The following is an 18,574-nucleotide window of genomic DNA, read 5'->3' as shown; positions in this document are numbered from 1 at the left end:
TCCCCTCCAGGACGGGCGGGAACACCGGCCCCGACGGGACACTCCGGGCGGCGCGGGCCCGACGGCGGACCGCACGCCGACCGGGCGGGCGCGCCTCGCGTCGCGCCCGCCCGGTGCGACCGGCCCCGGCTCAGCCCGCCAGCAGCGCGGGCAGCTCGGCGACGGACGCCAGCACGTGGGTCGCGCCGTCGGCCCGCAGGCGCTCCTCGCCGTGGGCGCCGGTGAGGACGCCGGCGACGACGGAGGCCCCGGCGCGCGAGCCGGTCAGCATGTCGTAGCCGGTGTCGCCGGCCACCGCGATCCGGCGGACCGCGTCGGTCCCGGTGCGCAGCAGCGCGGTGAGCGCGAGGTCCGGGTACGGGCGGCCGCGGCCGGCCTCGGCGGGGCAGAGGGTGAGGTCGGCGATCGACTCCCAGCCGAGGGCGGTGAGGATGCGGTCCTGGGTGGCCCGCGAGAAGCCGGTGGTGAGGACCACCTTGCGGCCCTGGCCGCGGAGTTCGGCGATGGCCTCGGCCGCGCCGGGCAGCGCTTCGCAGTGGCCGGCGTCGACGAGGTCGTGGTAGGCGGCCTCGAAGGCGGTGTTGGCGCGCTGGGCCTTCTCCTCCTCGCCGAACAGGTGGCGGAAGACGGAGATCTTGGACTCGCCCATGGTGGCGCGGACGTGCTCCAGCATGCGGGCGTGCTCGGGACTGTCGGCCTCGACGCCGAGCGAGCCGGCGGCGGCCCGGAAGGCGCGCTCGACCAGGCCGTCGTCGGCCACGGTGGTGCCGGCCATGTCGAGGACGACCAGGCGGATGTCGTACGGCATGATGTTCAGTTCCTCCGACGGGCTTACAGGTTGGCGAGGTTCGCCGTGGTCTCGGCGATGGCGGGCGAGCAGGTCATGCCGCGGCCGCCCGGGCCGGTGACCAGCCAGACGCCGTCGCGCACGCGCTCGCGGTGGACGACCCGGGTGGTGTCGACGCACTGCGCGTACACCCCGGCCCAGCGGCGGCGGATCCGCGGCAGCGGGCGGCCGAGCAGGTCCTCCGCCACGCCCACCAGGTGGTCGTAGGGGTCCTCGACCACGTCGAAGCCGAAGGGCTGGTCGTACTCGTGGGTGTCGCCGATGGTGAGGCCGCCGTCCAGGCGCTGGACCATCAGCAGCTGCATCTTGTGCTCGGCGGCGACCGGCGGCTGCGGCTGGACCTCGCGCAGGCGGTCCAGGGCGGTGCCGGCGAAGGCCGGGTAGTAGCGGAAGGAGTCGCCGTCGGCGACCGAGGTGGTCAGCGGCTCGCCCAGCGGGTCGGTCTGCATCATCTGCAGCCGCACCTTGCGGACCGGCAGCTCGGGCGCCAGCTCGCGGACCAGGCCGCCCAGCCAGGCGCCGGTGCACAGGACGACCAGGTCGCCGGTGTGGACGTCGCCATGGTCGTCGCGGACGGCGTTCTCGCCGACGACGTCGCGGACCTCGCGGCCGGGCAGGAAGGTGTAGCGGCCGGTCGCGGCCAGCGCGGCGCGCAGCGCGGGCTGGGCGACGCGCGACTCGACGGCGGCGTCCCGCTCGCAGTGCAGGGCGCCGAGCAGCTTGCCGCGCAGGGCCGGGTTGAGGGCCCGGGTCTGCTCCGGGTCGAGCAGCCGGTAGCCGCGGAGCTCGGCGTCGGGCAGGGTGAGCGCCTGTTCGGCGACCGCGAGCTCGGCCTCGGTGCGGATCGCGGTGAGCGATCCGTTGGCGCGGAAGCCGAGGCCGGGCACCTGCCCGCCGATCCGCTCCCACAGCTCGCGGGCCCGCACCGCGGTGTCCAGCTCCTCGCCCCCGGCCCGGCCGCTGACCCAGACCAGGCCGAAGTTGCGCACCGAGGCGCCGCGCGCCTCCGCCTCGCGCTCCAGGTGGACGACCTCGTGACCGCGCTCGACGGCCTGCCAGGCGTGCATGGTGCCGAGCACGCCTGCTCCTACGACGATGACTCTCATGCGGCCAGACTGGTGCCGCCAGGTGTCCGAGGGGCGTCCGACCGGCGGCCCGCAGATGAACCGGCCGATAAGTTGTACAGACAACCTGACGGCCGGTCCGCCGCCCGGGCCGCGGCTCAGCGCCGCACGGCCGCCCGCAGGTAGTGCCGCCGGCCGAACTTCGGCTCGTCCACCGCCGTCAGCTCCTCCACCTGGAACCGGTACAGCGCCGCCGCCCCGCCCCCGGTCAGGAACTGCCGCCGGACCTCGTCGTCCTGCGCGAAGGCGGGGTAGCGCCCCTGGTACGCGGCCAGCGCCGCCTCCGCCTGGCGCCCCCACGCCTCGCCGGCGCTGCCGGTCAGCTGGAGTCCGCGCAGCTGCTCGCCGAAGACCGGCGGCGGCAGGAACACCGTGGCCGCCGCCCGGGCCTCCTCGGCCAGGTGGTGGCTGTGCCGGGTGGCGCGCTCGCTGACGAAGTAGAGGACGAGGTCGTCGTCGTAGGCGAAGAAGGCGAGGTTGGCGTGCGGGCCGTGCTCGTGGCCGGCGGTCGCGAGGGTGAGCACCATCGCCTCGGCCAGCAGCCCCTCGACGCCCTTGCCGAGCTCCTCGGCCGGCCAGTCCCCCTGGGTGATGTCGAGTCGGTACGGCATGGGCAGCACTTCCCTCCACTGGCACGCCCGGCGCGCGCGGCGCCCTGGCACGACTGAGCCGGGCGGGTGCTCCCCTCGGGGGCAGCCGCGCCCGGCTCACATGCTCTCCCCGCCACCCCGGCCACACAAGGGTCGGGACAGCGTCCGGCCTGCTCGCCGTCGGGCCGGTCAATCCTGCCGGGCGCTCACCGGCCGGCCGGCCCGCGCCGACACCGCCCGCGGACCCGCGCCGAGCAGCGGCCGCAGCGGACCGGTCCGTGCCCGCTCCACCACCGGCCCCGCCGCGCCGGCCGCCAGCGCGAGCGGGACGGCCACCAGGAGGCCGACCAGCGCGCCGACCAGGACGTCGTGCGGGTAGTGCACCCCGACCCAGACCCGGGAGGCGCCCATCAGCACGGCGGCCACCGCGGCGACGGCGCCGATCCGCCGGTCGGCGACCCAGAGCGCGGCGGCGGCCGCGAAGGCGATCACGGTGTGGTTGCTCGGGAAGGACCAGTCACCGGCGCCCGGGCAGGCCTCCAGGGTGTCGCGCACGTGCAGCTGGGCGCACGGCCGGACCTCCTCCACCAGCCCCTTGAGGCCGGAGTTCACCGCGTAGGCGACGAGCACGATCAGCGGCGAGGCCAGCACCCTGGCCATCACCGCCGGCCCGCCGCCGCGCGCCCGCCACCAGGCGGCCAGCATCAGCAGCGCGAACAGGCCGAGGCCGAGCAGCGTCCACGCCTCGACGAGCTGGTTGAACCAGTGCGGCGCGGCGTCCGCCCAGCCGACCACCCGGCGGTACAGGCCGCCGTCGATGCCGCTGCCGTCGGTCACGGCCAGCTCGCTGGGCGCCGTCACCGGACGCCACCGCCGTGACGGCGGACCCGCTGGGCGCGGAACACTTCGAGAACAATCGGGAGCATGGAGACAACTACTACCAGAACAAGGGTGAATGACAGATAACGGTCGATACCGGTCACGAATGGACCGAATACCGACCCGACAAGCGCACCGAGCACGCCGAACACATCCGTGACGGCGGGCGCCGAGGCGGCGAGCGGCTGGACCACGGCCGACGGACCTCCCGTACGTTGGTGGGCGGCACCGCAGGGCGCACCCGACTGTCTACAATCGCGTAGACGGTCTACATGACTGTAGACGATAGCTGGAGGAACCCCCGCCATGTCCGACGTACCGTCCGCCCGCCGGCCCGCCGGGGAGCTGGAATCCGAGGTGCTCGCCGCCCTCTGGGCCGCGGACCGGCCGCTCACGCCGCAGGACATCCAGGGCGCCCTCGGCGACGGCCTGGCCCGGACCACCGTCGCGACGATCCTCGCCCGGCTGCACGACAAGGGGACGGTGCACCGCACCCGCTCCGGGCGCGGCTACGCCTACACCCCGGCCGTCGCCGACCCCGCCGGGCTGGCCGCCCGCCGGATGCACGCCGAGCTGGGCCGGGAGGCCGACCGCTCGACCGTGCTCGCCCGCTTCGTCTCCGACCTCTCGGCGGAGGACGAGCGCCTGCTGCGCGACCTGCTGGGCGACGAGGACGCCGCCCAGTGATCGTCGCGGTCTGGGCCCCGCTGCTGCTGCCCTTCCTCGCCGTGCTGCCCGCCCGCCGGCTCGCCGAGGCGCTGCCGCCGCGCGCCGCCGTCTGGACGCTGGCCGCCACGGCGACCGTGCTGGCCGCCGGCACGCTCTGCTCGCTGGGCCTGCTCACCGCGGCCGGGCTGCTCCGGCTCCCGCCGGTGGCCGCCCTCGGCCACCTCTCGCCGCGCTGGCTCGCCGCCGGGACGCCGGGCATCCCGGTGGCGGCGGCCTGGCCGGCCGCGCTGGCGCTCGCGGTGCTCGCGGCCCTCGCCCTGCGCACCGCGCGCCGCCACCGGCGCGATCTGGGCGCCGCCCGTACCGCCGTCGAAGCCGCCACCGGAACGGCCCCCGCCGGAACGGCCCCCGCCACGGCCGACGCCGCCACCCGCGCGCCCCGTCCGACTGTCGGCCCGCACGACCAGCATCCGGACACGCGCCCCCCGCGCGCACCCGTGCGCCGGGCGCGCACCCCGTGGGCCCAGCGCGCCAGGCAGCTGCTCACCACCCCGCCCGCCACCGAACTCGCCGTCCTGCCGGACGAGCACGCCGACGCCTTCGCCCTGCCCGGCCGCCTCCGCCGCCCCGGCCGGCCCGTCGAACCGGGCCGGATCGTGGTCACGGCCGGCATGCTCCGCGCCCTGGACGCCCCCGAGCGCGCGGCGCTGCTCGCCCACGAGCGCGCCCACCTGACCGCCCGCCACCACCTCTTCCTCGCCCTCGCCGCCCACGCGGCCGTCGCCCACCCGGCGCTGCGGGCCCTGCGCGCACCGCTCGGCTACCACCTCGAACGCTGGGCCGACGAGTCCGCGGCCGCCCGGGTCGGCGACCGCGCGGTGACCGCCCGCGCGGTGGGCCGGGCCGCCCTCGCCGCCGGCCGCTCCCCCTGGCCGGGCCGCCCCCGGCACGCCCCCGCGGCCCACGGCGGACCGGTCCCCCGCCGGGTCGCCGCCCTGCTCCACCCGCGCCCCGCCGGGACGGCCGCCGCCCGCCGGACCGCCGCCCTGGCCCTCGCCGCCTGCCTCGCCCTCACCGCCGCGACCAGCCTCGACGCCACCGCCGACCTCCACCACAGCGTCGAGGCCGCCCAGCGGCAACTCCCCACCCGCTAGCGCGCCAACCGCCCGCAATCGTTGGCATGATCACTCTCGTACCGTCTGGTATTCCGAGTTGGCAGACCCCATCCCCAGGAACCGGTGGCGCCCGTACTCTTTCGTCAGCGCGTCGGCCCCGGCGCGCCCTCGAACGGCGGCGAGGAGCGACACGAGTGCGGCAGCCAGGACGGCAGACCCGACGGCCCGAACGTCGAACTCCGCAGAGCGCGGCCGAACTGGCCAAGGTCCACGAACGCGCCCTCGCCGAGGCCGCCGCCCGCAGCGCCAACCGGGACCCCTCCGCCCCCGACGACCCCCCGCCCTTCCTCCAGCCCCGCCCCGAGATCGGCGACTCCTGGGAACGCCTGCGCCGCCTCGGCCTCGACCCGGACGCCGGCGCCACCGCCGTCCACCTCGGCCCCGCCGAGATCGAGCACCGCCGCCGGGCCAGCGGCCTCGACCCGCTGCTCCCCATCCTCCGCGGCACCCTGGTCGAGCAGGTCGAACAGCCTCCGCTGATCCTCGCGATCACCGACGCCGACGGCCACATCCTCTGGCAGGAGGGCGAACGCGGCCTGCGCCGCAGCGCCGACCGGATCGGCTTCCTCACCGGCGCCCGCTGGGTGGAGGAGCGCGTCGGCACCAACGGCATAGCCGCCGCGCTGCGCGCCCAGCGCCCGATGCAGGTCCACTCCGCCGAGCACTACCTGCGCAGCCACCACTCCTGGACCTGCGTCGCCGCCCCGGTGCACGACCCCGGCACCGGCCGGCTGATCGGCGCGATCAATCTCAGCGGCCCGGCCCACTCCGTGCGCCCGTACCTGCTCCAGCTGACCGCCACCGCCGCCAAGCTCGCCGAGACCGAACTGCGCGCCCGCCGCCTCGAATCCCTGCACCACCTGCGCACCCTGGCCGCCCCGATGCTGGCCCGGGTGAACGGGCCCGCCCTGGTCGTGGACGCGGCCGGCTGGACGGCGGCCGCGGCCGGACTGCCCCCGCCGGCCCGGCTGCGGCTGCCCGCCGAGGGCTGGGGCTCGACCGCCGTGCACTGGCTGCCCAGCCTGGGCGAGTGCGTGATCGAGCCGCTCGCCGACGGCTGGCTGGTCCGGCCGGTCCGGCCGCAGGACGCCGTCCAGGCCGTCCCCGGCGGGCCCGACGGCCCGGGCGCCGACACCGCCGGCACCGGCGGCCCGCTCGCCGAACAGGCCGAGGGCGCCAGGCTCCGGCTCGACCTGCGCCGCGCGGGCAGCCCCGAGCTGTCGGTGCGCGGCGCGGCCGGCAGTTGGTCGCACGCGCTCAGCCCGCGCCACGCCGAGCTGCTGCTCCTGCTCGCCACCGAGCGCGACGGCCTCAGCGCCGCGCAGCTGGCCGACGCCCTGTTCGGGGACCCGGCCCGGACGGTGACGGTGCGGGCCGAACTGTCCCGGCTGCGCCGCTACCTGGGCGCTCTGCTGGCCCACCGGCCCTATCGCTTCGCCGAATCGCTGCTGGTCACCGTGATCGGCCCGGAGGACCCGTACGACCTGCTGCCCGCCTCCTCGGCGCCGGCCGTGCGCAGGCTCCGCGCGGGGCTGGTCGGCGGAACGGTCCGGCTGCCCGGCACCCCGCCCTTACCGGGCCCGCGCGCCCCGGCCGACGGGTCGGCGCCGCCGCGCCCCCGGCCCGGCTGCCTGCCCCCGCCGCCCCCGTAGCGCCCGGGCCCACCGCCGCGGGCCCACTTCAGCGGGCTCAGCGCCCGCCGGCCAGCAGTTCGGACAGTTGGTCGTCGGTCGGCCCGCAGGACCGCTCGGCGGCCTCGGAGACCAGCGCGTACGTCCGGTCCAGCCAGTCCTGGACCTTGGGCTTGGAGGCCTCCAGCAGGGCGCTGCCGTGCGGCGACTCGAGCGCCAGGTGCAACGTCGAGCCGTGGCACGGGCAGTACGCCGGCCACAGCTTGACGTCGCCCTGGCCGCTCAACGAGCGGAGGCCGTCGCGCAGCAGTTCACGCGAGAACACCCAGTCGGCCTCGTCCGGCCGCCCCAGGTGGAACGTCAGCAGCACCTCGTACGGGCGCGCGGCGTCGAACCGGAACCGCGTACGGACCTCTCCGACCACCTCCTCGCCCAGCGAGATCCGCAGGGTCAGCACCTCCTCCACCGCCGCCGGAGCGGCGGTGGAGCCTGCCTCATCGCCGCCCGTGGGGGTAGCGGCGAGGGGGGCACTGGAGGGTGCTGGCAGCGGGTCGGGCGGCATGACGGTCTCTCCGGGACGGCGTGGGATGTCCACCAGCGTGCTTCACCGCGCGAGGGTCGGGCAAGGGTTGCAAAGAGGTTGCAATAACCCCCGCACCGGCCGAGGGGACCTTACCCGCCTTGTCAGACGGACCGTCAACTTCCGCTGGTCAAAGGGTTGTCCACGGATTGGATCAATTCCGTCCGAGCACTGGCCATCGCCCGGGTGCCCGCTGCTACGCTCGTCCCCCTGCCGGCGCACGCCCGCGCGCGCGACCGGTCGGACTCCGCACGCGCGCCCCCGCGACCACCGGACCGGACCGTGCCCGAAGGACCCCCGGACGACGTTTCCGACCGGACCGGACCAGCCGGTACCGCATCGGACCGGACCGGACCGGATTCGACGGGACCGGACCGGGCACGCCGACCGCACCGGGCCGCCGGCGGCCGTCCGCCCGGTCCGACGGCACCGGCACCGCCGTCGGCACGTGGGAGAATACGACGACCGCAACGGCGACTTCAGGGGAGGGAGGGTCAGGTGAACCTGTCCGACGACACCGGTCACGACGCGCCGTACGCGCACGACCGGTACCGCACGCGGAACGGCCGGCACGGCCGCCCCGGCCCGTTCGGCGGCCGCCTGCGGCTGCCCACCCTGCGGTTCTCCGGCGCCGCGATGGCGATGTCCACCGTCGTGGGCATCAGCATCGCCACCACCTTCCTGCTCAACGAGCAGCAGGGCGTGGGCCGCCGGGCCGGAGTCGCCCGGGTCGGCTCCAGCGGGCCGCCCACCCCGTCCACCTCCCCCGGCACCGCCGCCGCGACCGGCAGCGGCACGACCTCCGGCACCGGGACCGCGGCCGGCCAGGACGCCGCCGGCCCGGACACGACGACGGGCCGTCACCCGTCCGGCACCCGCGCCCCCGACGCCGTCCCCGGTCAGCGCACCTCCAGCCCGCCCGCGCCGCGCACCGGCGGCTCCCCGTCCACCGCTCCGCTCGCCGAGGGCCCGGCGCCCCGACACGGTGTCACCGGCGGCCCCGCCAAGGACCGGCCCGGCACCACGGGCGCCACCGGCGACCCGGGGACCCTGGCCGGCGGCCGGCCGGAGCACCCGCAGCCCGCCGACGAGCAGGCCGCCACCGCCGGCACCGGCGCGCAGACCGCCCGCCGGCCCGGCGAGGCCCCGTCGGCGCCCGGCGCCCCCGCCTCGCCGTCCCCCTCCGCGCCCGCGCCCTCGCCGACCGCGCCGCGTCCGTTCGTCCCCGCCCCCGACGCCCCGGGCGTCCCCGCCCCGTCCCCGCGCGAGTGGACCGGCGAGACCCTCGGCACCGCCGACGACGGCACGGAGGAGACCGGCTCGGCCGAGCCGGACACCACCGCGGACGAGGCCGACGACCAGGCGCTCGGCGGCGCGGCCCTGGTCCAGTCGCTCGGCCGCGACGGCACCCGGCACATCCTCGCGCTGACCGTCACCGAACCGCTCACCGCGCTGCAGGCCGAGTTCCGCCTCGCCCCCGGCACCGCCGTCCCCGGTGCCGGCACCGCCTGGACGGACCTGGCCGGCACCGTGGTCACCACCCACCAGGAGCGCGGCGCGGCGGTCTACCGCTTCAGCACCCCGCCCGGCACGGACGTCCGCCCCGGCCGCTACACCTTCACCGTGCGCGGCACCCGTCCCACCGGGCACGCCACCCGCCCGGCGGCCACCGCCCCGCCGCGGGCCGCGGGCCGGCCCGGGACGCCCGAGTCCTGGAACGCCGGCGCCTTCGGCATCGCCCGGCCGCGTGCCGTCGCCGCCCTCGGCGGCTTCACCACGCCGGCGCCGCGCGCCGCCGCCCCCGTCGCGCCGATCGCCCCGACCGGCTGACCCCCGGTCCGACAACCTGACAGGTCAGCGCCCCGTTCGGGCTCATCCGGCCGGGCTCGTTCGTTACTGTGGTCGCCAACCGGCACAGCCGCCCCACCGCCGGGGCCGGCGCCGCACCACCGCATTCCCAGGAGGAGTTCGTGTCCACGGTCCTGACCCAAGGCGGCAACGCCCCGCTGACCGCCGCGCGGGTGACCGTCGAGGTCACCGCACCCAAGGCGCTGGACGTTTCGGGCCTGCTGCTGACGGACGCCGGAAAGGTCCGCTCGGACGACGACTTCGTCTTCTACAACGCCCCGAACGGCCCCGGCGTGACCCACCGCCCGGCCGCCGCCGGGACGCCGGACGCCATCATCGTCGACACCGCCGCCGTCCCGGCCGGGATCACCAAGATCGTGGTGACCGCGAGCCCGGACGAGGCCGGCGCCACCTTCGCGGGCATCGAGCCGACCGCGACCGTCCGGGACGCCGCCAGCGGCCAGGTGCTGGTCACCTTCACCCCGCCGCCGCTCAGCCGGGAGACCGCGCTGATCGTGGTCGAGGTCTACCGGCGCAACGGCGCCTGGAAGGTCCGCGCGGTCGGCCAGGGCTACGCCGACGGCCTGGCCGGCATCGCCACCGACTTCGGCGTCAGCGTCGACGACCAGTCGGCCGCCGCCCCGGCCCCCGCCGCCGCCGCGCCCGCCGCCGCGCCGCCCGCCGCGCCGGCACCCCCGACCCCGGTCGACCCCCGGCTCGCCATGGCCTCCGCCCCGCCGATGCCGCAGAGCGCGCCCCCGATGCCCCCCGCTCCCCCGGCCCCGCCGGCCGCCGCCCCGTCCTTCACCAAGGTCACCCTGGACAAGGGCCGGGTCAGCCTCACCAAGGGCGGCTCGGTCTCCCTGGAGAAGAACGGCAAGCCGTTCCTGTCCGCCGTCCGGATGGGCCTCGGCTGGGAGCCCGCCGGCCGCGGCCGCAACATCGACCTCGACGCCTCCTGCCTCGCCTTCGACGCCCAGCGCGAGAAGCTGGACACCGCCTGGTTCATGAAGCTGGGCATCTTCAACGGCGCGATCGCCCACTCCGGCGACAACCTGACCGGCGAGGGCGGCGGCGACGACGAGTCGATCACCGTCCACCTCGACGGCCTGCCGGCCGAGGTCTGCGGCCTGGTCTTCGTGGTGAACTCCTTCTCCGGCCAGAAGTTCACCGAGGTCAAGAACGCCTACTGCCGCCTGGTGGACGCCGCCACCAACCAGGAGCTGGTCCGCTTCGACCTCACCCACTCCGAGCCGCACACCGGCGTGGTCATGTGCAAGCTGGTCCGCCAGTACTCCGGCGAGTGGGTGATGACCGCGATCGGCGAGTACGTCGACGCCAAGACCGCCCGCGCCATGGTCAAGCCGGCCGCCTCGATGCTCTGACCCCCGCCCCCTTTCGGCGCCCCCGGCACTGCGCCGGGGGCGCCGCCGCCCCTCCTCACTCCTCGATCGCCCCGCCGACCTGCCGCAGGTGCTGCCGGAAGCTGTACGCCGGGTCCGCGGCGCGGCGCTCCAGGTAGGCGTCGAACGCGGTCTGCCGGCGCAGCGTGTCGCCCGAGCGGATCCGCTCCGCCTGCGCGCGCTCGGTGCGGGCGAGGCCGGCCGCCGTCTCCAGCACCTCGTCCAGCCGGGCGGCGGGCACGAACAGCACGCCGTCGGCGTCCGCGAACACCACGTCCCCGACGCCCACCAGGTGCGGCCCGAACCTGGCGCTGGCCAGCGCCTCCGGCTCCCGCCCGTCCAGCCGCAGCGGCCCGAGCGGCAGGCTGCCGTAGCTGAACACCGGCAGCCCGATCTCCACCAGCTCCGGGGTGTCCCGGTGCAGCCCCCACACCACCACCCCGGCGGCCCCGGCGGCCCGCGCCTCCAGCACCGCGAGGTCCCCGATGCACGCCTCGTCGAGCCGCCCGCCGTTGTCGATCACCACGACGTCCCCGGGCTCGGCCGCCCCGTACGCCTCCAGGAACACGTCCACGCTCCCGTAGTGCCGCACCGGCAGCACCCGCCCGGCGACCCGGCTCCCCGGCACCACCCCCCGCACCCCCGCCGGCGCCGCCCGCACCTCCACCCCCACCCGCACGCACGCGTCCGCCACCAACGGCGTCGACAACTCCGCGAACCGCTTCACCACCATGCCAACTCCCCTCACCAAAAGCCCAGTTCACCAGCGAGAGGATCCTACGGCCCCGCCGCCCCACACGATCGGGTGAAAAATCACCGTGCACGGCATAACTCCGCTCGACCCGGCACTAGCGTGACGTCCACCTGAAGGAGGGGCATCATGAGTGCTGTGGCGCATGAGAAACCGATCGCGGACTCTCCGTCGCAGGAGGACATCCTGCTGGAGAGCTTCCTGAGCCTGCACTCCCCCGAAGGCTTCCGGGCCGAGCTCATCGAGGGAGAGATCATCGTGGCACCACCACCGGACGGCGATCACGAGGACCACATCAACCATCTGATCAAGCAGGTCGTTCGACGCTCCGCAACCGACATGAGTGTCTCCGGCGGCAAAGGACTGCGTCTCGTCAGCGGTGGCCTCTGCCCCAGGAACCATGTCATCCCCGATGCCACCTTCGCACCCGAGGTGCTCCGACTCTTTCGCGGCGCCCCGTCCTGGATGGAACCCGACGGCGTGGCCCTGGTGGCCGAGGTGACCTCCTCCAAACCCGACCAGGACCGCATCGCCAAGCGCCACTGCTACGCACGCGCCGCGATTCCCCTCTATCTGCTCATCGACCGCGAGAAGTCCCAGGTCAGCCTCTTCTCCCAGCCGAAGCGCGACGAGTACACCGAAGTGCACATCGCGGCCTTCGGCGAGTCGCTCGCCCTCCCCGCCCCGTTCGACTTCGAGCTGGACACCAAGCCCTTCCTCTAGAAGCCGGACGCACGACGGCCCGCGCCCTCCGGGTGGAGGACGCGGGCCGTCGGGTGCTCGTACGCGTCAGCCGCGGGTGGCCATGGCGCGCAGGAAGAAGGTGAGGTTGGCCGGGCGCTCGGCGAGGCGGCGCATGAAGTAGCCGTACCACTCCTGGCCGTACGGGAGGTACACGCGCATGGTGTTGCCCTCGCCGGCGAGGCGCAGCTGCTCCTCGGGGCGGATGCCGTAGAGCATCTGGTACTCGAAGGAGTCCCGCTTGCGGCCGTTCCACTGGGCCAGCTGGCCGGCGATCTTGATCATGTTGGGGTCGTGCGAGGCGATCATCGGGTAGCCCTCGCCGGCCATCAGGATCTTGAGCGCGCGGACGTACGCGAGGTCGACCTCGTGCTTGCCCTGGAAGGCGACCGACTCGGGCTCCTTGTAGGCGCCCTTGCACAGGCGCACGCGCGAGCCGGCGCCGGAGAACTCGCGGCAGTCGTCCTCGGTGCGGCGCAGGTAGGCCTGGAGGACGACGCCCAGCCAGGGGTAGTCCTCGCGCAGCTCGCGCGCGATGGCCAGGGTGGAGTCGGTGGTGGTGTGGTCCTCCATGTCGAGGGTCACCGTGGTGCCGGCGTCGGCGGCGGCCTCGCAGATGCGGCGGGCGTTCTCCAGCGCGATCTTCTCGCCGTCCACCGGGAGGAACTGGCCGACCGCCGAGAGCTTGACCGAGACCTCGGCGCCGGCGGCCAGGCCGGTCTCCTTGAGCGCCTTGAGCAGGTACTCGTAGGCCTCGGCGGTGCCGGCGGCCTGGGCGGCGTCGCGGGTGTCCTCGCCGAGGTGGTCCAGGGTGACCTTGCGGCCGGTGGCGACCAGGTCGTCGCAGGCGGTGACGGCGTCGTCGAGGGCCTCGCCGGCGACGAACCGCTCGACTATCGCGTGGGTCGGCGGGAACTTCTCGACGACGGTGCGGACCTGCGAGGACCGGGAGGCCGCGAGGAGGGCGGAACGGAGCATCGTGACTCCTGGAGCTGGTGCTTCTAAGGGTGGCAGAAAGAACGGGCGGCAGGCCGAGGGGGGTGGCCGGCCCGCCGCCCGTGGGACGCGCCCGGCTGCGGGACCGGGGCGTCGGGGACTAGGAGTCCGGGGCACTCAGCCCATGTGCGGGTAGCGGTAGTCCGTCGGCGGGACGAAGGTCTCCTTGACCGAGCGGGTCGAGGTCCACCGCGCCAGGTTCTGCTTGGCACCGGCCTTGTCGTTGGTGCCGGAGGCCCGGGCGCCGCCGAACGGCTGCTGGCCGACGACCGCGCCGGTCGGCTTGTCGTTGATGTAGAAGTTGCCGGCGGCGTTGCGCAGCTTGAGCATCGCGTGCTGCACGGCCTCGCGGTCCTGGGAGATGATCGCGCCGGTCAGGCCGTAGGCCGACACCGACTCCATCTGGGTCAGCATCTCGTCGTACTTGTCGTCCTCGTAGACGTGCACGGCCAGGATCGGGCCGAAGTACTCGTCGCGGAAGTACTCGCTCGCCGGGTCCTCGCAGACCAGGACGGTCGGGCGGACGAAGTAGCCGACCGAGTCGTCGTAGGTGCCGCCGGCCAGGACCTCGACCCGCGGGTCGGCCTGGGCGCGGTCGATGGCGGCCTTGTTCTTGGCGAACGCGCGGTCGTCGATGACGGCCGACATGAAGTTCGACAGGTCGCTGACGTCGCCCATGGTGAGGCCGTCGACCTCGTCGCGGAACTCGTCCTTCAGCTCGGCCCAGATCGAGGCCGGGACGTAGGCGCGGGACAGGGCGGAGCACTTCTGGCCCTGGAACTCGAAGGCGCCGCGGGTCATGGCGGTCTTCAGCACGGCCTTGTCGGCGGACGGGTGGGCGACCAGGAAGTCCTTGCCGCCGGTCTCGCCGACGATCCGCGGGTAGGTGCGGTAGCCGGAGATGTTGGTGCCGACCTCGCGCCACAGGTGCTGGAAGGTGGCGGTGGAGCCGGTGAAGTGGATGCCGGCCAGCGCCGGGTGCTTCAGCGCGACGGCGGAGACGTCCAGGCCGTCACCGGTCACCATGTTGATGACGCCCTTGGGCAGGCCGGCCGCCTCCAGCAGCTGCATCAGCAGGTGCGCGGCGAACTGCTGGGTCGGCGAGGGCTTCCACAGCACCACGTTGCCCATCAGCGCCGGCGCGGTCGGCAGGTTGCCGGCGATGGCGGTGAAGTTGAACGGGGTGATCGCGTAGACGAAGCCCTCCAGCGGGCGGTGGTCGCTGCGGTTCCACACGCCGTCCGAGGAGATCGGCTGCTCGGCCATGATCTGGCGGGCGAAGTGCACGTTGAAGCGCAGGAAGTCGACCAGCTCGCAGGGGGTGTCGATCTCGGCCTGCTGCGCGGTCTTGGACTGGCCGAGCATGGTGGCGGCGGCCAGGGTCTCGCGCCAGGGGCCGGCCAGCAGGTCGGCGGCGCGCAGGAAGATCGCGGCGCGGGAGTCGAAGGAGAGCGCCTGCCAGGCCGGGGCCGCGGCCAGGGCAGCGTCGATCGCGTCCTGCGCGTCCGCCTGGGTGGCGTTGCGCAGGGTGCCGAGCCTCGCCGCGTGGTTGTGCGGCTGGACGACGTGGAACTCGGTGCCGCCGCCCATCCGGCGCTCACCGTTGATCGTCATGGTCAGCTGGACCGGCTCCTGGCCGCCCAGCTCCTTCAGCTTGGCCTCCAGACGGGCCCGTTCCGGGCTGCCCGGGGCGTAGCTGTGGACCGGCTCGTTCACCGGCGCGGGGACCTGGGTCACAGCGTCCATAGAGCGCACGCTCTCCTTCGTTTCTTGCGGGGGGATGCCGGCGCGGGTCGCACGTCGGCCACATGACGAACGCTATTCCTGTACGGGGGCCCGCTTGATTGGCCGGACGGCTAAAATCATCCGGACGGCGTTGTCCGCCCGGATGAAGAATCGGCGCGACGACCCACCACACGCCCCACGCACGCCCCACCGGACGCCCCGAGGAGCCCCCGAGGAGGCCCGTATGACCACCCCCGGCCTCCCGCTCCGGCAGCTGCTGATGTCCCTGGGCGAGCCGCTCGTCGAACTCCAGGCCGCGCCGCAGGGGCTGGACGTCCCGGTCCGCGACGTCGCCATCCTCGACCCCGAGGACCCGCCGACCGCCGCCCCCGGCGAACTCGTGCTCGCCATCGGCGCCCGCGGCCGGGCCGCGCTCCCGGCGCTGCGCGCCGCCGGACGGGCCGGGGCCGCCGCGGTGGCCGTCAAGCTGGACGCCCCCGGGCAGGCCGACGCGCTGCGCGAGGCCGCCACCGAGGCGGGCGTGGCGCTGCTGTCGGTGCGCCGGGAGACCCGCTGGGAGCACCTCGACTCGCTGGCCCGCGCGATCATCGCCGGTCCGGACGCCCCGGACACCCCCGGCACCGCCGAGCACAACGCCGGCGACCTCTTCTCGCTCGCCCAGACCGTCGCCGTCCTCACCAACGGCATCGTCTCGATCGAGGACACCTCCAGCCGGGTGCTCGCCTACTCCCGCTCCTCCGACTCCGACGAGGTCGACGACCTGCGCCGGCTCTCCATCCTCGGCTGGCAGGGCCCCGAGCCGTACCTGTCCAAGCTCCGCGAGTGGGGCGTCTTCCAGCACCTGCGCAGCTCGGACACCGCCATCGCGGTCGACCCGCACCCGGAGCTGGGCCTGCGCCGCCGGCTGGCGATCGGCATCCGGGCCGGGGCGCAGCCGCTCGGCACCATCTGGGTGCAGGAGGGCTCCCAGCCGCTCGCCCCGCTCGCCGAGCAGGCCCTGATCGGCGCGGCCCGGGTCGCCGCGGCCCAGCTGGTGCGCCGGCGCCGGGAGCTGTCGGCGGACGTGCGGCTGACCCAGACCCTGCTCACCGGCCTGCTGGAGGGCTCCACCGGCCCGCAGTCGCTCGCCACCCACCTCGGTCTCGACCTGCGCCGCCCGGCCACCGTGCTGGCGTACAGCGCGGGCACCACCGAGCAGCTGACCCGGGCCGAGGTGACCGGCCTCATCTCGGTGCACACGGCGGCCCGGCACCGCGCCGCGCTGCTCGCGCCGATCGAGTCCCGGGTCTACGTGCTGCTGCCGGAGCTGCCCGCCAACCTGCCGATGGCCACCGTGCGCGGCTGGGCGCAGGAGGTGGTCGAGGCGGCCCGCGACCACCTGGGCGTCCCGCTGCGCGCCGCGATCGGCTCGACGGTGGACGGCCTCGCCCTGGTGCCCGAGTCGCGCGCCCAGGCGGACCGGATCCTGGACGCGATGGGCCGCGGCGGGGTGGACCTGGAGGTCGCCGCGCTGATCGACGTCCAGGCGGAGGTGCTGGTCAGCGAGATCCTGGCGCTGCTCCAGGAGCGCGGCGGCCTGCGCGACCCGCGGCTGACCGCGCTCGCCGGGTACGACCGGCGGCACGGCACCCGGCTCGCCGAGTCGGTGCTGGCCTGGCTGGACGCGCTCGGCGAGGTCCGGGTCGCGGCGGACGCCCTGCACATCCACCCGAACACCCTCCGCTACCGGGTGCGCCGGGCCGAGCAGCTGACCGGCATCGACCTGGCCCAGCCGCAGCAGCGGCTGCTCGCCATGCTCCAGCTGCGGCTGCCCGCCGAGCCCTGAGCCCGGGCACGCGACAGGGGCCCGTTCCGGGGAACGGACCCCTGTCGTTCAGCCGCGCTCAGCTCACTGGCCGTAGCCCTGGCCGCGCTTGTGCTCGTTCAGGCGGTGCCACGGGCCGGTGATGGCCAGCTGGATGCCCGGGGTCTGGATGTTGGCGAACAGGGTCTTGCCGTCGTCCGAGAAGGTGACGCCGGTGAACTCGCTGAACTCGGGCTTCTCGGCGGTGCCGATGTTCAGCTCGTTGCGGGCGATCGCGTAGGTCAGGCCGTCCTCGGTGGCGCCGAACAGGTGCGAGACGCCCTCGCCGTCCTCGGCGATCACGATGCCGCCGTAGGGCGAGACGGTGATGTTGTCCGGGCCGTCGTAGTTGTCGTGGTCGCCCCAGACGTCGGTGTTGACGCCCAGCAGGACCTTCAGGGTGATGGTGCGGCGGGTCGGGTTGTAGAACCAGACCTGGCCGTCGTGCTGCAGCGGGCTCTCCGAGCGGGCGAAGCTGGAGACGAAGTAGAAGCCGCCGTCACCCCACCACATGCCCTCCAGCTTGCGGGCGCGGGTGACCTCGCCGTCCTTGAACTGCTTGCGGATGGAGACGGTCCGCGCGTCGCGGTCCTGGACCTTGACCCAGTCCACGCCGTAGGTGGTGCCGACCGTGGTGGCGCGGGACAGGTCGTCGATGAACTTGCCCTGGGCGTCGAAGACCTTGAAGGCCTCCAGCACGCCGGCGTCGGCGGCCAGCTTGCGCAGCTTGTAGCGGCCGTGCTTGAAGCCGGCCTCCGGGGTCCAGCGGAACAGCAGGCCGTTCGGGTTGGAGGCGTCCTCGGTCAGGTAGACGTGGCCGCGCTTCGGGTCGACGACGACGGCCTCGTGGGCGAAGCGGCCGAACGCCTTCACCGGCTGCGGGTCGCGGTTGTAGTCGTCGTCGAACGGGTCGACCTCGAAGATGTAGCCGTGGTCCTTGGTGAAGCCGTTCTTGCCGGCCTTGTCCTCGGTCTCCTCGCCGGACAGCCAGGTGCCCCACGGGGTGACGCCGCCCGCGCAGTTGGTGGCGGTGCCGGCGATGCCGACCCACTGCTCGACCTTGCCGTTGGCCTTGGCGTGCACGATGGTGCAGCCGCCGGCCGCGCCCGGGTCGTAGACGTGGCCCTCGGTCAGCGGGACCGGGTTCGGCCAGTTGGCGCGGGCGCCGCCCAGCTCGTGGTTGACGACCAGCAGGTTGCCGCCGCGCTCGTCCTCGAACGCCGAGGTGCCGTCGTGGTTGCTCGGGGTGAACTCGCCGGTGCGCAGCTTGCTGACGCCGGCGCGGTTCAGGACCTTGTACGTGAAGCCCTTGGGCAGGGCCAGCAGGCCCTGCGGGTCGGCGGCCAGCGGGCCGTAGCCGACGGCGACGCGCTCGGCCTCGGCGGCCGCGGCGACCGGAACCTCGCCACCGGCCGGGGCGGCGATCGCGCCCGGCGCGCTGGCCAGGGCCTCGGCGCTGCCGGCGATCAGAACGCCGGCCCCGACGATGGTGGAACGGTTGACGAAGTCCCGGCGGGACAGCGACATGGCAGTCACTCCTGAGGGGTGGGCCGCCGACCGGGGAGCCCCCCGGTGCGTGGCGTGCGAGGTGTCGACGATGGTCGTCGACGCCCAGCAGACTCGGCCCGCCCGGTGAACGCCCGGTGAAGCGGACACCTCTCCGAGGTGGTCATTTGCCGACCTTATGCGAACCCGTGACTCACCTTTTACCCCGTTACCACAGGTCACACCACAGGTCGGGCCGGCGTCAC

General features: G+C 74.9%; 17 protein-coding genes. 7 read left to right on the top strand and 10 right to left on the bottom strand.

The annotated features are described in order from the left end of the window. Positions 1 to 130: 130 nt before the first annotated feature. The 5 genes from ACFC0B_RS22705 to ACFC0B_RS22685 form a co-directional block, all read right to left on the bottom strand. Complete coding sequence (locus tag ACFC0B_RS22705) at positions 131 to 808, bottom strand: phosphonatase-like hydrolase (RefSeq protein WP_376088531.1); 678 nt, start codon at positions 806 to 808, stop codon at positions 131 to 133. Positions 809 to 831: 23 nt separating this feature from the next. Continuing rightward, a complete protein-coding gene (locus ACFC0B_RS22700) occupies positions 832 to 1,953 on the bottom strand; it encodes a TIGR03364 family FAD-dependent oxidoreductase (RefSeq protein WP_376088528.1) in 1,122 nt (373 codons plus the stop codon). 116 nt (positions 1,954 to 2,069) lie between these two features. Then, positions 2,070 to 2,582, bottom strand: a complete 513-nt coding sequence (locus ACFC0B_RS22695; protein WP_376088525.1) for a pyridoxamine 5'-phosphate oxidase family protein — start codon at positions 2,580 to 2,582, stop codon at positions 2,070 to 2,072. 168 nt (positions 2,583 to 2,750) lie between these two features. Beyond that, on the bottom strand, positions 2,751 to 3,422 hold the full coding sequence (locus ACFC0B_RS22690; RefSeq protein ID WP_376088522.1) for a phosphatase PAP2 family protein: 672 nt from the start codon (positions 3,420 to 3,422) through the stop codon (positions 2,751 to 2,753). Continuing rightward, positions 3,419 to 3,634 carry a hypothetical protein gene (locus tag ACFC0B_RS22685; protein WP_376088519.1) on the bottom strand — a complete coding sequence of 72 codons (216 nt, stop codon included), beginning with the start codon at positions 3,632 to 3,634 and terminating at the stop codon, positions 3,419 to 3,421. Before ACFC0B_RS22685 ends, ACFC0B_RS22690 begins: the two co-directional genes overlap by 4 nt. A 112-nt stretch (positions 3,635 to 3,746) precedes the next feature. Here ACFC0B_RS22685 and ACFC0B_RS22680 point away from each other — a divergent pair, with 112 nt between their 5' ends. The 3 genes from ACFC0B_RS22680 (at position 3,747) to ACFC0B_RS22670 (ending at position 6,936) form a co-directional block, all read left to right on the top strand. Further along, a complete protein-coding gene (locus ACFC0B_RS22680) occupies positions 3,747 to 4,127 on the top strand; it encodes a BlaI/MecI/CopY family transcriptional regulator (RefSeq protein ID WP_376088516.1) in 381 nt (126 codons plus the stop codon). After that, a complete protein-coding gene (locus ACFC0B_RS22675; protein ID WP_376088513.1) occupies positions 4,124 to 5,263 on the top strand; it encodes a M48 family metalloprotease in 1,140 nt (379 codons plus the stop codon). Before ACFC0B_RS22680 ends, ACFC0B_RS22675 begins: the two co-directional genes overlap by 4 nt. Positions 5,264 to 5,418: 155 nt before the next feature. Then, complete coding sequence (locus ACFC0B_RS22670; protein ID WP_376088510.1) at positions 5,419 to 6,936, top strand: GAF domain-containing protein; 1,518 nt, start codon at positions 5,419 to 5,421, stop codon at positions 6,934 to 6,936. Between the two features lie 37 nt (positions 6,937 to 6,973). Here the strand turns inward: ACFC0B_RS22670 and ACFC0B_RS22665 are convergent, their stop codons facing one another. Further along, entirely contained in the window at positions 6,974 to 7,477 is a 504-nt protein-coding gene (locus tag ACFC0B_RS22665) for an SsgA family sporulation/cell division regulator (protein WP_376088507.1), read from the bottom strand. 516 nt (positions 7,478 to 7,993) lie between these two features. Here ACFC0B_RS22665 and ACFC0B_RS22660 point away from each other — a divergent pair. Further along, positions 7,994 to 9,325, top strand: a complete 1,332-nt coding sequence (locus ACFC0B_RS22660) for a hypothetical protein (protein ID WP_376088504.1) — start codon at positions 7,994 to 7,996, stop codon at positions 9,323 to 9,325. A gap of 152 nt (positions 9,326 to 9,477) precedes the next feature. Next, positions 9,478 to 10,728, top strand: coding sequence for a TerD family protein (locus ACFC0B_RS22655; protein WP_376088982.1), 1,251 nt, complete (start codon positions 9,478 to 9,480; stop codon positions 10,726 to 10,728). Positions 10,729 to 10,783: 55 nt separating this feature from the next. Here the strand turns inward: ACFC0B_RS22655 and ACFC0B_RS22650 are convergent, their stop codons facing one another. Continuing rightward, entirely contained in the window at positions 10,784 to 11,479 is a 696-nt protein-coding gene (locus tag ACFC0B_RS22650; protein WP_376088501.1) for an RraA family protein, read from the bottom strand. 147 nt (positions 11,480 to 11,626) lie between these two features. Between ACFC0B_RS22650 and ACFC0B_RS22645 the strand changes: the two genes are divergently transcribed. After that, positions 11,627 to 12,220, top strand: a complete 594-nt coding sequence (locus ACFC0B_RS22645) for a Uma2 family endonuclease (RefSeq protein WP_376088498.1) — start codon at positions 11,627 to 11,629, stop codon at positions 12,218 to 12,220. A 66-nt stretch (positions 12,221 to 12,286) separates the two neighbouring features. On the opposite strand, the gene ACFC0B_RS22640 is transcribed toward ACFC0B_RS22645, so the two are convergent. Together ACFC0B_RS22640 and pruA are read right to left on the bottom strand one after the other, a co-directional pair. Then, a complete protein-coding gene (locus ACFC0B_RS22640) occupies positions 12,287 to 13,216 on the bottom strand; it encodes a proline dehydrogenase family protein (RefSeq protein ID WP_376088495.1) in 930 nt (309 codons plus the stop codon). Positions 13,217 to 13,351: 135 nt separating this feature from the next. Further along, the gene (gene pruA, locus ACFC0B_RS22635; RefSeq protein WP_376088492.1) at positions 13,352 to 14,980 is read right to left on the bottom strand and encodes an L-glutamate gamma-semialdehyde dehydrogenase; all 1,629 of its coding nucleotides are present in this window, start codon (positions 14,978 to 14,980) and stop codon (positions 13,352 to 13,354) included. A gap of 223 nt (positions 14,981 to 15,203) precedes the next feature. Here pruA and ACFC0B_RS22630 point away from each other — a divergent pair, with 223 nt between their 5' ends. Further along, a complete protein-coding gene (locus ACFC0B_RS22630; protein ID WP_376088489.1) occupies positions 15,204 to 16,805 on the top strand; it encodes a PucR family transcriptional regulator in 1,602 nt (533 codons plus the stop codon). A 63-nt stretch (positions 16,806 to 16,868) separates the two neighbouring features. Here ACFC0B_RS22630 and ACFC0B_RS22625 read toward each other — a convergent pair whose 3' ends face one another. After that, positions 16,869 to 18,350 carry an alkaline phosphatase PhoX gene (locus ACFC0B_RS22625; RefSeq protein ID WP_376088486.1) on the bottom strand — a complete coding sequence of 494 codons (1,482 nt, stop codon included), beginning with the start codon at positions 18,348 to 18,350 and terminating at the stop codon, positions 16,869 to 16,871. Positions 18,351 to 18,574 lie beyond the last annotated feature (224 nt).

This window comes from Kitasatospora sp. NPDC056184, assembly GCF_042268405.1.
In the GTDB taxonomy this organism is placed as follows: domain Bacteria; phylum Actinomycetota; class Actinomycetes; order Streptomycetales; family Streptomycetaceae; genus Kitasatospora.
The sequence above is the reverse complement of the archived record's forward strand: the minus strand, read 5'-3'. Positions and strand labels throughout refer to the sequence as shown.